16 protein-coding genes are annotated in these 13,996 nt (G+C 31.3%); 15 read left to right on the forward strand and 1 reads right to left on the reverse strand.

The window, feature by feature from the left end; translation table 11 throughout:
• Positions 1 to 421 precede the first annotated feature (421 nt).
• The 8 genes from TD29_RS14490 to TD29_RS14525 all read left to right on the forward strand — a co-directional run bounded on the left by TD29_RS14490 (position 422) and on the right by TD29_RS14525 (position 6,739).
• The gene (locus TD29_RS14490; RefSeq protein ID WP_040281606.1) at positions 422 to 985 is read left to right on the forward strand and encodes a hypothetical protein; all 564 of its coding nucleotides are present in this window, start codon (positions 422 to 424) and stop codon (positions 983 to 985) included.
• Positions 986 to 1,027: 42 nt separating this feature from the next.
• Positions 1,028 to 2,812, forward strand: a complete 1,785-nt coding sequence (locus TD29_RS18030; RefSeq protein WP_052467131.1) for a leucine-rich repeat domain-containing protein — start codon at positions 1,028 to 1,030, stop codon at positions 2,810 to 2,812.
• 199 nt (positions 2,813 to 3,011) lie between these two features.
• Complete coding sequence (locus TD29_RS14500; protein ID WP_040281608.1) at positions 3,012 to 3,689, forward strand: VOC family protein; 678 nt, start codon at positions 3,012 to 3,014, stop codon at positions 3,687 to 3,689.
• The gene (locus TD29_RS14505) at positions 3,686 to 4,093 is read left to right on the forward strand and encodes a GNAT family N-acetyltransferase (RefSeq protein WP_040281610.1); all 408 of its coding nucleotides are present in this window, start codon (positions 3,686 to 3,688) and stop codon (positions 4,091 to 4,093) included. The genes TD29_RS14500 and TD29_RS14505 overlap by 4 nt, the downstream gene beginning before the upstream one ends.
• Positions 4,090 to 4,746, forward strand: a complete 657-nt coding sequence (locus TD29_RS14510; RefSeq protein WP_040281612.1) for a hypothetical protein — start codon at positions 4,090 to 4,092, stop codon at positions 4,744 to 4,746. The genes TD29_RS14505 and TD29_RS14510 overlap by 4 nt, the downstream gene beginning before the upstream one ends.
• A 119-nt stretch (positions 4,747 to 4,865) precedes the next feature.
• Positions 4,866 to 5,207, forward strand: coding sequence for a hypothetical protein (locus TD29_RS14515; RefSeq protein ID WP_040281614.1), 342 nt, complete (start codon positions 4,866 to 4,868; stop codon positions 5,205 to 5,207).
• A 211-nt stretch (positions 5,208 to 5,418) separates the two neighbouring features.
• Positions 5,419 to 5,865 (forward strand): hypothetical protein, encoded by a 447-nt coding sequence (locus tag TD29_RS14520; protein WP_040281616.1) that lies wholly within the window; start codon positions 5,419 to 5,421, stop codon positions 5,863 to 5,865.
• Between the two features lie 118 nt (positions 5,866 to 5,983).
• Complete coding sequence (locus TD29_RS14525) at positions 5,984 to 6,739, forward strand: aspartate/glutamate racemase family protein (RefSeq protein WP_040281618.1); 756 nt, start codon at positions 5,984 to 5,986, stop codon at positions 6,737 to 6,739.
• A gap of 1 nt (position 6,740) precedes the next feature.
• On the opposite strand, the gene TD29_RS14530 is transcribed toward TD29_RS14525, so the two are convergent.
• Positions 6,741 to 7,085 carry a winged helix-turn-helix transcriptional regulator gene (locus TD29_RS14530; RefSeq protein ID WP_040281620.1) on the reverse strand — a complete coding sequence of 115 codons (345 nt, stop codon included), beginning with the start codon at positions 7,083 to 7,085 and terminating at the stop codon, positions 6,741 to 6,743.
• Between the two features lie 240 nt (positions 7,086 to 7,325).
• Between TD29_RS14530 and TD29_RS14535 the strand changes: the two genes are divergently transcribed.
• The 7 genes from TD29_RS14535 (at position 7,326) to TD29_RS14565 (ending at position 13,989) form a co-directional block, all read left to right on the forward strand.
• Positions 7,326 to 7,985 carry an oxygen-insensitive NAD(P)H-dependent nitroreductase NfsB gene (locus TD29_RS14535; RefSeq protein ID WP_040281622.1) on the forward strand — a complete coding sequence of 220 codons (660 nt, stop codon included), beginning with the start codon at positions 7,326 to 7,328 and terminating at the stop codon, positions 7,983 to 7,985.
• Positions 7,986 to 8,012: 27 nt separating this feature from the next.
• The gene (locus tag TD29_RS14540; protein WP_040281624.1) at positions 8,013 to 8,846 is read left to right on the forward strand and encodes a DUF4437 domain-containing protein; all 834 of its coding nucleotides are present in this window, start codon (positions 8,013 to 8,015) and stop codon (positions 8,844 to 8,846) included.
• Between the two features lie 428 nt (positions 8,847 to 9,274).
• Complete coding sequence (locus TD29_RS14545) at positions 9,275 to 9,475, forward strand: CsbD family protein (protein ID WP_040281626.1); 201 nt, start codon at positions 9,275 to 9,277, stop codon at positions 9,473 to 9,475.
• Positions 9,476 to 9,686: 211 nt separating this feature from the next.
• Positions 9,687 to 10,307 carry a MarC family protein gene (locus TD29_RS14550; RefSeq protein ID WP_040281628.1) on the forward strand — a complete coding sequence of 207 codons (621 nt, stop codon included), beginning with the start codon at positions 9,687 to 9,689 and terminating at the stop codon, positions 10,305 to 10,307.
• A 29-nt stretch (positions 10,308 to 10,336) separates the two neighbouring features.
• Positions 10,337 to 10,939: a glutathione-regulated potassium-efflux system oxidoreductase KefF gene (kefF, locus tag TD29_RS14555; RefSeq protein WP_040281630.1), complete on the forward strand. Its 603-nt coding sequence runs from the start codon at positions 10,337 to 10,339 to the stop codon at positions 10,937 to 10,939.
• Positions 10,936 to 12,837, forward strand: a complete 1,902-nt coding sequence (locus tag TD29_RS14560) for a monovalent cation:proton antiporter-2 (CPA2) family protein (RefSeq protein WP_040281632.1) — start codon at positions 10,936 to 10,938, stop codon at positions 12,835 to 12,837. The genes kefF and TD29_RS14560 overlap by 4 nt, the downstream gene beginning before the upstream one ends.
• 48 nt (positions 12,838 to 12,885) lie before the next feature.
• Positions 12,886 to 13,989 (forward strand): MBL fold metallo-hydrolase, encoded by a 1,104-nt coding sequence (locus tag TD29_RS14565; RefSeq protein ID WP_040282175.1) that lies wholly within the window; start codon positions 12,886 to 12,888, stop codon positions 13,987 to 13,989.
• Positions 13,990 to 13,996 lie beyond the last annotated feature (7 nt).

Here is a 13,996-nt window from a genome sequence, read left to right on the forward strand (position 1 = left end):
TATTAACCCATTAGATAAATAATTTGAAACCATTTCCTATTTACGGATAATGCATCAACTATCGCACTTATTGATTCTTAACGCACTGAAATAGATTTCCTATTTCATTCTTCTTTCTTACCATATACATTTATATCTCAAATCGATAAAATTAGTATATCAACACTATCAAATCAAAATTAGGCAAAGGAGGTTTGCTACTTGCAGCACTAGGCATTATGTCTATTGTTCTCTCATTTTTTAACTACAATGTTAGATTGCTCTCATGGATAGATCTTTGGGGAAACACGATGGATTAGATTATTAGAATCCTACTAATTGTTGGAGGAGGAGCTTTGTTTTTTCTCTTCGGAAATGAGCTAGACACAAACCTTGATACTGATGTTGACTAACATTTATAAATAACTAAACTCAAAATAAAATGAAAACTTTAAAATTATTAATACTTGTAATTATAGTAAGAACGCTAACATCTTGTGGAGAATCAGGAACACAACCAGCAACAGCAGATGGTTTTTTAGACATACAAAATCAAATACAAAATGAATTTGGTGATGATGCTTATTATACAGATATCAGTATCGTTTATAATGAAGCCATCGGTAATATTGTAGGAGTGACGGTCACCAAAGATCCAAGCTCATTAAAAATGGGGCAATGGAATCAAACACAAGGCGTTTGGCAACAAAACCAAGATATCTCATTAGAAGTGCCAAGTGGGACAAAAGCAGAAGATTATATGTATCAACTTAATGAGCAGATTAATCTCAAAAAACTGGGTGAACTCATAGAAAAGTCTATAGCTCAATTAAAATCTGAAAAAAGCATAGACAAACCAACCTTGAATATGGCTTTAGTGAAATTTCCTGAAAATGGAGATGTTTCAAAAACTGAATACACAGTTATGTTACAACCACAACATGGTGGTACAACGTTTACATTTCGCTATGATCTTAAAGGTACACTTATAAACATGAACTATTAATTTATTTACAAAACTCAACACAAATTTATAACACAATATATTATGAAAAAAGAACTACTAATTTTAATGAATTTTATAGCTATAGCTACATTAAATTTTGGATTAAATGCACAAAACGTAAACATACCAGATGCGAATTTTAAAGCTTATTTGCTAGGTAATTCTTCAATTAACATTAATAACGATAACGAAATTCAAATAAGTGAAGCAGCCAGTTTTACAGGACTCATTAATTGCTCAAATAATGGAATATCTAACTTAACAGGAATAGAAAGTTTTATTAATTTAACTGCTTTGGTTTGTTTGGGTAATAATTTATCGTCTATAGATGTCAGTCAAAATACAGCTTTAATAGCCATAAATTGCTCAAATAATAATTTAACATCCCTTGATGTAAGTCTTAATACTGCTTTAACAAGTTTGTTCTGTATACAAAACAATATTAGTGTTTTGAATGTAGATCAAAATACTGCGTTACAAGAACTGTATTGTTCTTCAAACAACTTAAGCGCCATAAATCTAAACCAAAATACAGGTTTGACTAGTTTTGAGTGTGAGCAAAATAATGTAAATGTCTTAGACTTAAGTAACAACCCTAATCTATCCTATTTAAACTGTCAAGAAAATAATTTAACCGTAATGAATATGAAAAATATTAGCACCAGCACTTTGCAATCTTCATCTTTTCTTGCTGCGTCAAATCCAAATCTCACATGTATAGAGGTTGATAATGTGGCTGCAGCCACTTCTAACTGGACAAACATAGACCCTGTTTCTAGTTTTAGCACAGATTGTGGTTCTTTAGTAGTAGGTGATACTTTTGTTTCAGATTTTATTACCTATGAAGTTACGTCATTAAATCCTAATACTACAAAAGCCATAGATTATAATGAGGCAGGAGGCACTGTTGTTAATATGCCTGGCACTGTTTCTTTTAATGGTTTCACTTATAGTATTACGAGTATTGGTAATCAAGCTTTTTTTCAAAACGGATTGACTAGTGTGTCAATTCCAAACAGTGTCACGATAATTGATGATGCTGCTTTTCGTGGAAATAGCTTTACAAGCTTTACGATACCAAATAGCGTTATTACTATAGGTAATAGTGCTTTTAGAGATAATATGTTAATGACTAATATTACACTAGGTAATAATATAACTAGTATTGGTCAAGAGGCTTTTGCTTTTAATGATTTACAGAGCCTTACAATTCCTGATAGTGTTCTTACCATTGGTTATGGTGCATTTGTTCAAAACACTAACCTCAATAATTTAATCTTAGGAAATAACCTTACCAGTATTGATGACCTTGCTTTTGCTTATGCTTTTATTTCTAATATTACTATACCTGCTAGTGTTACCACTATTGGCGCTAATGCTTTCTTGAATAATAATGTATTAGTTGATGTGACATCTCTAAGCACTACACCACCAATTATTACTACAGGAACTAATGATACTTTTGGTAGTATTGCTAATCGTGGTACTATTAATTTACATATACCTCCAAATACAACAGGTGCTTATGTTACAGATACTGGAGCTCTATGGACGGACTTTATGACTGTTACTGAAGACGCCTTATTAGGTACTTCAGCGTTTAACATTTCAAACGCTATAAAAATTATTACAACTCTAGACTATATTAAAGTAGTAACATCAAATGGTGTGATACTAAACCAATATGAGGTTTATAATATTTCCGGAGCAAAAATTACAACAGGACATGTAAATAATATACCTACGACGTTTTTGTCTAGTGGAATCTACCTTTTAAAATTAGAGTTTAATCAAGGCACAATAACTAAAAAGATACTAATAAAATAGTGCGCCATATTTATAAAAACTAAAAGCCACTTTACCTTATGGGTTAAGGTGGCTTTTTTAATAGAAACTAAATTTTTTTAAAGCGATAGAAAAAATAATCACAGTTAAAAACGCGTATAATACTAGATGCCTATCTTAAAATATATTACCTTACATTTAAGGTACGTAAACCATTATATAATCAGCCGTAAACGATAGTATGCGATTTAAAACATTAAAGCTTTATACTCATATATTAGAGGCAGAATTACATTTTTATTCGGAAATTTTAGGTTTTGAATTAATAGATAAAAGCAACAACACTTTTACTGTAAAAGTAGGTTGGAGTATGCTGACATTTGAAAGATCTGAAAAAATTTCACAATATCATTACTGTTTTTTAATTCCTGCTAATCAGTTACATCAAGCTTTAAAATGGATGAGTGAAAGAGTAGATGTTATTGAGCTTGATAAAGGTAAAAACATCCATAATTTCAAAACTTGGAATGCCGATTCTTTTTATTTTTATGACGCTAGCGGAAATATAGCCGAGTGTATTGTGCGTTACGATTTAAACACTAATAACGATTCAAATTTTGATAGTAGTAACGTATTATGCATTAATGAAATAGGTATGCCAACTGCAAATGTTGATAAATTAAATAAACAACTTGAAACTGAATTGCATACGAGATTTTGGAAAGGCGATTTAAAAATATTTGGAACTAATGGCTCACAAGAAGGGCTTTTTCTTCTGCCAAATTACGAGGTAAAAGATACCTGGTTTCCTACGTCCATAAACATCAAGCCAGAGCCTTTTGAAGCTGTTGTAGATAATGGTACTCAAGATTTTAAAATAGTATATCGAGATAAAAAATTAACAACAAAAGCCTTATGATAACTTATCAAACAGAACCCAATTTATCTCCTATGGAGTTTAGAGATGTGCTTATAAAATCTACTTTAGGAGAACGACGGCCTGTAAATGACTTAGAACGAATTACAGCGATGGTCAAAAATGCGAATTTAATTGTTACTGCAAGAGATGCCGGAAAATTAGTTGGTGTCTCAAGATCTGTAACAGATATGGTATATTGTACTTATCTTTCAGATTTGGCAGTAGATACAATGTATCAAAAAAGAGGCATTGGTAAAGAACTTATTAGATTAACAAAAATAGAAACACCCAAAGCAACACTCATTTTATTGGCAGCTCCAGAGGCTGTAGACTATTATCCGCACATAGGAATGACTAAAATAGATGTCTGTTTTTTGTTGAGAGAATTAAATGACCTAAAATGAAAAAGTACGCATTATTGCTTATAATATTTGGCTGTTTAAGTTGCAGCATTCAAAAAGTAGAACTCAATAACGCCTTACCTAAAGATTATGTTATATATGAGACCTATTTTGCCGATTTGAATAATGACCAACAAGAGGACTGCATTTTAATAATTAAAGACACAAACAAAGCTAAAAAACGTTTAAATAGGTTTGATACTATTGTAGATCGAAATAGAAGAGGTATCATTATTTTATTTAAAAAGAATAACAACTATACCTTAGTAGACAAAAACTATGATTGTTTTTCTTCGGAAAATGAAGAGGGTGGAGTTTATTATCCGCCTCAATTAAGTATTGAGACCCAAAAAGAAGATCTCATTATTCAATATAACCATGGTAGATACGGTTCTTGGAGTTATAGATTTAGGTTAATAGAGGCCAACTTTAAGCTTATAAAATATGAAGCAACCCGTAACTATGGTCCAATTATTACTAAAGAAACCACTCTTGATTTTTTAACTAAAAAGAAATTAGTGCGAAAAAACATCAATGAAAACGCTAAAGGCGGAGATGAAGTTTTTGAAAACAAGTACACTACAATTGTTATAGATACATTAATAGAGCTTTCTAAAATTGAAGATTTTGATAATCTCGATTTGAGCATTTATTAAGTCATGAAAAAACATGTTGCATCTTAATATTTAGTTCATGATTGTAAAATGAGATGGGTTCTTCGGAAATGTGATAGCTACATGTATTTAAAAGTTTAAAAATTATAGATAGTATAGTAATGAATGTAATAAAGCGAATATTTAATTATGGTATATGGACGTTAATTGCTCTACTATTAACAATTGGTTATATGCGTATTATTTTAGGACCTCCACCAGAGCCGTCAAATAATTTTATGAGAATGTTTGATTGGGTATATAGTTATGTCTTTATTCATGTAGGATTGATCATTGGGAGTATAGTTACTTTTTTATTCATCTTAATTGATATCGTCTTTCTTAATAGAAAACTAGAACATAAGGCAAATAAAAATTTAATTCGATTGCTTATCATGATTTCCATATCCATTATAACTGGCGGAATACACTACTTACTAGAAAAAGTGATTGATGTTATATAATAAAATTAACTAGTATACAAACCTAAATACAATGAAAAGCATAGCTATAATCTTGTTGCAGTTTACAACTACTGGTTACCTATATTTAATAGGTGATTAAATATTGATTATAAGTTGATTAAGTTGCATTATCTTAATGATTTAATTAAGCTATTTAAGTGCTTGGTATTCAAAAATAATCCTATTTTTAAATGCGTTTTTAATAACCAGAATGAAAAGATATTTTTTTATATTAATTATAAGTTTCGCAGCATGTAGTGATGGCTTTAATTATGAAACTCTAGTAACTTACAAAGCTAAAAAATCAAATTTAACAGCTAATCTTATAGCATCTGGTCATATACTTAATGGCCATGATTTAGATGAAAATGGCATTGTTAATGGCTATATAGTGAGTACAGCTTTTTCAGATACTTTATTTATTCAGTCAACAGAGTACAACTTATTAGTGTTTACAAATAAAAAGGATTCAATTAATTTACATAGTGCAAACATCAAAAATTACCTTGACCAACTGCACTATGAAAAGTATAATACAGATGAAATCACTGAGTTAGAAAAAGTTATAAAAGCGACCGCTTATGGTCCAAAAGGAACATATGTACAAGGGCAAACCGAATTTTTAGAAGTTGTGGATGTAGATTTTGTTTTCAATTAGCAACATTTGGTATCTCCGCTTTGAAAAGCAAATAAAACTCTTCATAAGTATTATCAAAACATTAAGATAAACTATCAATTAAATACCATTATTTTGATCTTTATTTAAATAGATGATTATGATGACAAACAAAATGATTGGTATAGTAGGAGGAGTAGGAAGTTACGCAGGAATCGACCTAATTAAAAAGGTCTACGATTTAACCGAAGCCACTTCAGATCAAGACCATTTACCAGTTTCAATGTTGTCTGTGCCTCATAAAATTATAGATAGAACAAAGTATCTGTTAGGCGAGACCAAAATAAATCCTGGTATTGCAATTGCCGAAATTATTACGTCGTTAATCGCTAATGGATCGTCTATTATTGGGATTCCTTGTAATACTGCTCATGCCAAACCTATTTTAAGTTTAATTGAAAAAAGCATTCCTGAATCTTGTGTTTTAGTCAATTTAATTGAAGAAGTAGGTCTTCATATTTCTACAAAGCACCCACAAATTACTAAAGTTGGAGTTTTAGGAACTACCGGAACTATTTTAGCAAAAGTATATCCCGAAGTATTGTCTAGATATAATATTGAAGTTATTCAACCATCTGAAGATATACAGGATTTATTTGTACACCCTTCAATTTATGATACCTCTTACGGAATTAAAGCTTTCTCAAATCCTGTAAACGAAAAAGCCAAAGAAAATCTAAGCATGGCAGCAACTTATCTGTCTAGAAAAGGTGCGCAAGCTGTGATTTTAGGTTGTACTGAAATTCCTTTAGCCATTCAATACGAAAAGATTGAAGATAGTTTAATAATTGATGCTACAACAGTTTTAGCAAGTGCATTAATTAGAGAATCTAGAAAAATGGAAATGGCCATTTAATCTATTTTGTATAATCTCCTTTTTCTTTAATCGTAGCTACTCCCCAATCTGCAATGGCCTGCACCACAGGAACAAGTGTTTTGCCAAAATCGGTTAATGAGTATTCTACTTTTAAAGGCGGTTTTGAGGTATAAACTTTGCGTTTTACTAAACCATCTTCTTCCAAGGTTTTTAATTGTAAACTTAGTGTTCGCTCAGTAACCGATGGCATTTCTTTGCGCAGTTCGTTATATCGAAGTGTTTTTTCTCTTAGATGGAATAGAATAACTGTTTTCCATTTTCCGCCAATAAATCCCATTGTTAAGCTTGCGCAACAAGGATATTCTTTACCATTTAACGTGTACATAACCTCTAATATTAATTTTGATACAAAGATAGAATACTATCATAAATTACACAACTATACTTTTTATAGTATATTTAACATTATCTCAAACCACACGTTATTAAGGGTTTAATAGGTTATTGAAATGTAAATCTTATACTATCCTTTTTGACCGTTCTTGTATAAAATATATACTAAAACTACATTTGCACTATACTTTTGATAGTATACTTATTTATAAACTCGAAAAAACACATACACATGAATTTAAAAGAAATACTTAACTGGAGATACACCACTAAAGAATTTGACCCAACCAAAATAATATCTGAGGCAGATATGGCAGACGTAAAAAACTTATTAAGAATGAGCCCTTCTAGCGTCAACTTACAACCTTGGCATTTTATTGTTGCAGAAACTAAAGAAGGTAAAGCTCGTATGGCAAAAGGAACTCAAGGTTTCTTTCATTTTAATGAACCTAAAGTAACTAAAGCTTCAGCAGTTGTATTATTCTGTTCAAAAATTGATGCAGGTGATGACTATTATCAACACATTGCAGATACTGAAGATAAAAATGGAAGATTTCCAAATGAAGACATAAAAAACGGATTCCTTGGTGCTGTTAAAGCGTTTGCTGGTATTCATAAATACGATTTGAAAGACCAACAACACTGGATGGAAAAACAGGTGTATTTAAATATAGGAAGCTTTTTATTAGGTGTGGCGAGTTTAGGGATTGATGCTACTCCAATGGAAGGCATAGATGTAAAAGCATTAGATGAAGAATTTGGTTTAAGAGAAAAAGGTTATACCGCTTTAGTTGCTGTGTCGATAGGTTATAGAGCAGACTCTGACTTTAATTCAACAGATAAAACACCAAAATCTAGATTGCCAGAAAGTGAATTATTTACCGAAATATAGTCCGTAGTGCAATAGAAATTTAATGATATGAAAAACAATATCTTAATCGTATTAGGGTTAGTAGTAGGAGTTTTTGTAAACGCACAGACACCAACCATAGATGATGTAAAATCTGTAAACGAGGTAGTTACTGCAGACAACATAGAATGGGGTTGGTTGAATCCGTTACGAGGCGATAAAAGTCCAGCAGCTGGAAAACTTTGGGGAGACCGAACAAAAAACGAACCTGCAGGTTTCTTAGTGAAATTTAAAAAAGGATTTTCTTCACCACCACACATTCATAATATTACATATCGTGGTGTTGTTATAAAAGGTTTTTTACACAATGATGATGAAAATGCAGAAAAACAATGGTTGCCAGCTGGTTCTTATTGGCAGCAACCAGCAGGAGAAGCACATATAACCGCTGCAAATGGTCAAGAAAACATGGCTTTTTTAGACATTCAAGAAGGGCCATATTTAGTGAAACCAACTTCTGAAGCTTTTGATAATGGAGAACGACCTATAAATGTTGATACATCCAATTTAGTATGGTTAAATGCCAATGATATAGAATGGGTTACTGAAAAACGTAACGTAGAAATTGCATTTTTATGGGGAAAGTATGAAAAGAACCAACTACGTGCAGCACTTCTAAAATTACCAGCTGGTTTCAGTGGGAAAATCAAAAATTTGAGTCCTAATTTTAGAGCTGTAGTTATTTCTGGCGGAATTTCACACCAGTTTTCTAAAAAAGAAGATAAAAAGGAGTTAAAAGCACCATCTTATTTTGGAGCAGAAGAAAATGCAACTTCAATTATTTCAGCAGAAAAAGAAACCATTCTTTACATTAGAACTAATGGAGAATTTAAGGTGAAATAATGATTGATTATGACCTGATTATTTATTAATAGTAGGAAAAACCGACAATATTGTGGATTCTTCCATTTTAAATATTTTGAAATTTCATTAAAATATGGCTAGAACAATCCTAGAAAATAACCTGATGAAGCATCTACAGGTTCAGTAGTAGATTTTTATGATAAAGTTTCAAGTAAAGCCTTCATCAGTTTACCTGATGCACCAAAAGATACTTCAGCACCATTTAAAAAATATAGAATACATGACGAGGCAAAAATTGAAAATTTATTAGTGATTACGAGTAGTTTGGTATAAGAAATCTATATATTAAATATGGAATTTGATTTGAACCAATTTTTAATTGGATTGCGTTAAGGCAACTTTTGGTTTAGCTGTAATTTTATAAGAGTAGACTAATAATAGTTTATTTAATTTTAAAATTTATAAAAATGTCAAAGCCAATAGAAGATAAATTAAAAGGAAACTGGAATATTGCTAAAGGAAAACTAAAGCAAAAATGGGGAGATTTAACCGATGATGATTTAGATTACCAAGAGGGTAAAGAAGATGAGTTGGTTGGTAGAATTCAGAAAAAAACTGGAGAAACCAAAGAGAACGTAAATGATTTTTTAGATAGCATGAAATTCTAGTTATCAAATATCGTTTAAATTAAAATGCTGAGATTAATTAAATTTAATCTCAGCATTTCTTATATTATAAGCAAAATGACATCATTTTTAAATGAAATTGTAAACTGTACACAGGTATGTTTCATTCAAAATAATTTGTCTTAAATAAAACCAAATAACTTGTTATATCAGATGATATTCTAGTTCTTGCACGATTAAATTTTTTGATAAAATGGATAACCTAATAACCTTTTCAATTACAGTTTTTACTGCTTTTTTCGCTATTACAAACCCAATATCAAATATGACAGTTTTTTTATCCTTAACTCAAGGTGCTGATAAAAAAACGAAGCATGATATTAATAAGCGTTCTAATTTTATAGCTTTTATTATAGTCACTGTATTTGTGCTTTTAGGAAAGTATATTTTCGAATTATTTAATATTAGTATTCCAGCATTTAAAATTACAGGTGGCATTTTAATTTTCTTTATTGGTTTTGACATGCTTCAATCAAAAACTTCTAATGTAAAAAGTATAGATAATGTAAACATTGATGAAAACATAGCAGTCTCACCTTTAGCAATCCCAATTTTAGCTGGCCCAGGAACCATTGTAACAGCTATGAATTTTGTTGCTAATGTAGAAACTATCCATATTATTTTAGTAATTCTCATATTTGGTAGCATGAGTCTATTAACTTATTTCACATTTAAATTAAGTGATTTTATTGTGAACGTATTTGGTAATAATGTGATTTCTGTAATTGGGAAAATTATGGGATTAATCATTGCTATCATTGGTACAGGTATGATTATACAAGGAATTAAGATTTCTTTTAATTTATTAACCTAAAGTATTTTAGTTGTAATTAAGTATGTAAAATGAAAAAAATTCTAATTCTATTTTCACATCCTAAACTTGAAAAATCTAGAGTAAATTTATCGTTAATTAACCATATTAAGGATAAAGAAAACGTGACCCTTCATGATTTATATGATGAATATCCAGATTTTCATATCGATGTACCAAAAGAGCAAAAATTATTATTACAACACGATATAATTATTTGGCATCATCCTTTTTATTGGTATAGTTGTCCGCCATTAATGAAACAGTGGATTGACATGGTTTTAGAGTTTAATTGGGCTTATGGGCCAGAAGGTAAAGCGCTTCAAAATAAAACATGTTTAAATGCTATAACAACTGGAGGTTCTAAAGAAGTGTATTGTTCTGCTGGATATAATAGTTTTACGGTAGAGCAATTTTTACGTCCTTTTGAGCAAACAGCAAACTTATGCGGCATGACTTATTTACCACCTTTTGCAGTGATGGGAACCCATAATCTTTCCGAAGAAAAATTGAACGATTATAAAATTAACTACGGAAAATTAATCGATTTACTTCAAGCCGAACTGACTATAAATGATTTTGAGAAAATATCATTCATTAATGATATTCCACAACTTAAAGCTCATAATACATGACAGGAAGTTTACTTTTTGAAGCCATTGTGTTTTTAGCTGGAGCCATAATTTGTGTATCTATAGCTAAACGTTTGGGCTTAAGTTCTGTTATAGGCTATCTATTAGCAGGTGTTTTAATTGGGCCTTATGTATTAGGTTTTATTGGAGAAGAAGGCGAAGATATTTTACATTTTGCAGAATTTGGTGTCGTAATGATGTTATTTCTTATTGGCTTAGAAATTGAACCCAAAAATTTCTGGAACATGAGAAAAACCATACTTGGCATGGGAAGTATTCAAGTAGGAGGCACCATGCTGCTATCATTTTTTCTCTTCACACTATTAGGTTTTAACTGGAAAGTAGCGCTAGTAATTTCTATGGCTGTAGCATTATCATCTACAGCGATTGCTATGCAAACTATTAAAGAAAAAGGGTTGATGGAAACCACATTTGGGACATCAGCTTTTTCTATATTATTGTTTCAAGATATTGTCGTTATTTTTATGATTGGTGCCATGCCTTTATTAGCAAACATGAGTGATGACACAACTGCAAATAACCATAATGAATCGTTAAGCTTAATAGAGAGCTTACCCTTAGGATTTCAAACCTTAGCCATCATAGCATCTGTTATTGTAATCATCGCTTTAGGACGTTACGTTGTCGTACCTATGCTTAGAAAAGTGGCAAAAACTGGAGTGCGAGAATTATTGATTGCTGCTGCCTTTTTAATTGTTTTTGGTATTTCATTTATCATGGAATTGGTGGGATTAAGTCCTGCATTAGGTGCTTTTTTAGGAGGCGTTGTGTTATCAAATAGTGAGTTTAAACACGAGCTAGAAAGTACTTTAGAGCCTTTTAAGGATTTACTTTTAGGCTTATTTTTTATGGCTGTTGGAGCATCTATCAACTTTATTGTAATTGCAAAAAGCCCACTCACAATTGCCGGATTTTTAATTGGTGTCATTTTTCTTAAAGCCCTAGTTTTATTTATAACTGGTCGCGCTTTTAACTTAAAATTAGATCAAAAATTGCTATTAACGTTTAGTTTAGCGCAAGTGGGAGAGTTTGCTTTTGTATTGCTATCATTTGCATTCGGACTTAATATTTTAGAACAAGAACAAATGGACATGTTGTTAGTGATTACAGCATTAAGTATGGCTTTAACACCAATTATAAGTATTGTAAATGAGCGGTTTATTCTTCCTAAAGTTGGTACTAAAGAGTCTATTCAACGCCCTATGGATCATATTGCAAAATCACACAAAATTATATTAGTAGGTTTTGGCCATTTTGGGAGTACAGTTGGTCGTTTTTTAAGATCTCATGGTGTAGAAGCTACCGTTTTAGATCAAGATTCCAATCGTGTCGATTTTCTTCGGAAAATGGGATTCGAAGTATATTATGGAGATGCAACACGATTAGATCTATTAGAATCGGCTGGTATTGCAGACGCAAAAATTGTAATTATAGCCACTAACAAATTAAGTGTTACAAAGGCCATAAGTAAAATTGTAGACCAAAAATATCCTCATATAGAACTTATGATTAGAACAAAAAACCGATATGATGCCTATGAGTTGTTAAATCTTGGTAGAGAACATATTTATAGAGAATCATTAGACACATCGTTAGCATTAGCTAGTGATGTTTTACATAAACTTGGGTTTAGAAAATACACTTTAAATAGACAGGTTAAAAATTTCATTAAATACGATGAAGCAAGTTTAAGACGACTAGCAAAAGCACCTAAACAAGAAGCTGACTATATATTTAAAGCTAGAAAAGAGTTGCAAGAGCAGGAAGAATTGTTGAATTCTGACTTTAAACGTGGTATTGTTGCCTTTGATAACCATTGGGATAGTGATTATATTAGAAAAGCTTTAGAAAAGGTAACTACAAAATATAACTCGAAGTAACTTGAGTATTGCGAGATGGGAAAACGAATTTTAAAAATATGTAAACGAATGGTAATAAGCATTGGTATAATATTAGGATTATTAGCACTTATTGTAATTGTATTCGTAAATACAAGTCCAGAATTTGGAGGTAAAGCGAGTCCTGAAAAATTAGCGATTTACAACACATCTAAAAACTATAAAGACGGTAAGTTTGTAAATACAAATGCTGTAAATTTAGATATGAGTTTAAGCGATATAGGTAAAACGTTAATAGCTTATTTTAAGTCTCAGCCCAATACTATTCCAGATACTAATATTTCCGTAGAAAAAATAGATTCCTTACACATTGATAATTACAAGGATCGTACGAGGCTTATGTGGTTTGGTCATTCTACATTTTTATTACAAATGGATCAAAAAACTATTTTAATAGATCCCATGTTTGGTGATGTTCCTGCTCCTCATCCTATGCTAGGAAGTAAGCGTTTTAGCGATGAATTGCCCATAACTGTTGAGAAATTACCAAATATTGACGCTGTACTTATTTCACACGATCATTATGATCATCTAGATTATGGTTCAATTATAGCTTTAAAAGATAAGGTAGATGTCTTTTACACACCTCTTGGAGTAGGAGCGCATTTAGAAAAATGGGGCATAAATAAAGATAGAATTATAGAATTAGATTGGTGGCAAGAAGCAACCTTAGATGGTGTACAGTTTAAATGTACACCAGCACAACATTTTTCAGGTAGAGGACTCACAGATCGCACAAAAACATTGTGGTGCTCTTGGGTTATTAAATCGGGTACAGATAATATTTTTTTTAGTGGAGACAGTGGGTATTCTACTCATTTTAAAGCAATTGGTGATGCCTATGGACCATTTGATTTGGCGATGATAGAATGTGGTCAATACAATGAAAAATGGCCAGATATACACATGTTTCCTGAAGAAAGCGTAAAAGCAGGAATTGATGTAAAAGCAAAACAAATGATGCCAATACATTGGGGAGCTTTTAAATTAGCAATGCACCCTTGGACAGATCCAGTAGAGCGCGTTACAAAAAAAGCTGAAGAATTAAATGTATCTATAATAACGCCTAAAATTGGAGACGTTTTTTTTCTGAAAAGTGAAAACTCCATACCACAGCAATGGTGGATTAAATAATTGTAAA

It is taken from the genome of Psychroserpens damuponensis (assembly GCF_000826655.1).
In the GTDB taxonomy this organism is placed as follows: domain Bacteria; phylum Bacteroidota; class Bacteroidia; order Flavobacteriales; family Flavobacteriaceae; genus Psychroserpens; species Psychroserpens damuponensis.

What these genes read in the sequence shown, in the direction of transcription:
- TD29_RS14550 (WP_040281628.1), top strand. Translation starts at nt 9,687, where the DNA reads ATGGATAACCTAATAACCTTTTCAATTACAGTTTTTACTGCTTTTTTC.
- TD29_RS14510 (WP_040281612.1), top strand. Translation starts at nt 4,090, where the DNA reads ATGAAAAAGTACGCATTATTGCTTATAATATTTGGCTGTTTAAGTTGC.
- TD29_RS14540 (WP_040281624.1), top strand. Translation starts at nt 8,013, where the DNA reads ATGAAAAACAATATCTTAATCGTATTAGGGTTAGTAGTAGGAGTTTTT.
- TD29_RS14560 (WP_040281632.1), top strand. Translation starts at nt 10,936, where the DNA reads ATGACAGGAAGTTTACTTTTTGAAGCCATTGTGTTTTTAGCTGGAGCC.
- TD29_RS14505 (WP_040281610.1), top strand. Translation starts at nt 3,686, where the DNA reads ATGATAACTTATCAAACAGAACCCAATTTATCTCCTATGGAGTTTAGA.
- TD29_RS14565 (WP_040282175.1), top strand. Translation starts at nt 12,886, where the DNA reads ATGGTAATAAGCATTGGTATAATATTAGGATTATTAGCACTTATTGTA.
- TD29_RS14490 (WP_040281606.1), top strand. Translation starts at nt 422, where the DNA reads ATGAAAACTTTAAAATTATTAATACTTGTAATTATAGTAAGAACGCTA.
- kefF (WP_040281630.1), top strand. Translation starts at nt 10,337, where the DNA reads ATGAAAAAAATTCTAATTCTATTTTCACATCCTAAACTTGAAAAATCT.
- TD29_RS14500 (WP_040281608.1), top strand. Translation starts at nt 3,012, where the DNA reads ATGCGATTTAAAACATTAAAGCTTTATACTCATATATTAGAGGCAGAA.
- TD29_RS14535 (WP_040281622.1), top strand. Translation starts at nt 7,326, where the DNA reads ATGAATTTAAAAGAAATACTTAACTGGAGATACACCACTAAAGAATTT.
- TD29_RS14545 (WP_040281626.1), top strand. Translation starts at nt 9,275, where the DNA reads ATGTCAAAGCCAATAGAAGATAAATTAAAAGGAAACTGGAATATTGCT.
- TD29_RS14520 (WP_040281616.1), top strand. Translation starts at nt 5,419, where the DNA reads ATGAAAAGATATTTTTTTATATTAATTATAAGTTTCGCAGCATGTAGT.
- TD29_RS14525 (WP_040281618.1), top strand. Translation starts at nt 5,984, where the DNA reads ATGATGACAAACAAAATGATTGGTATAGTAGGAGGAGTAGGAAGTTAC.
- TD29_RS14515 (WP_040281614.1), top strand. Translation starts at nt 4,866, where the DNA reads ATGAATGTAATAAAGCGAATATTTAATTATGGTATATGGACGTTAATT.
- TD29_RS14530 (WP_040281620.1), bottom strand. Translation starts at nt 7,085, where the DNA reads ATGTACACGTTAAATGGTAAAGAATATCCTTGTTGCGCAAGCTTAACA.
- TD29_RS18030 (WP_052467131.1), top strand. Translation starts at nt 1,028, where the DNA reads ATGAAAAAAGAACTACTAATTTTAATGAATTTTATAGCTATAGCTACA.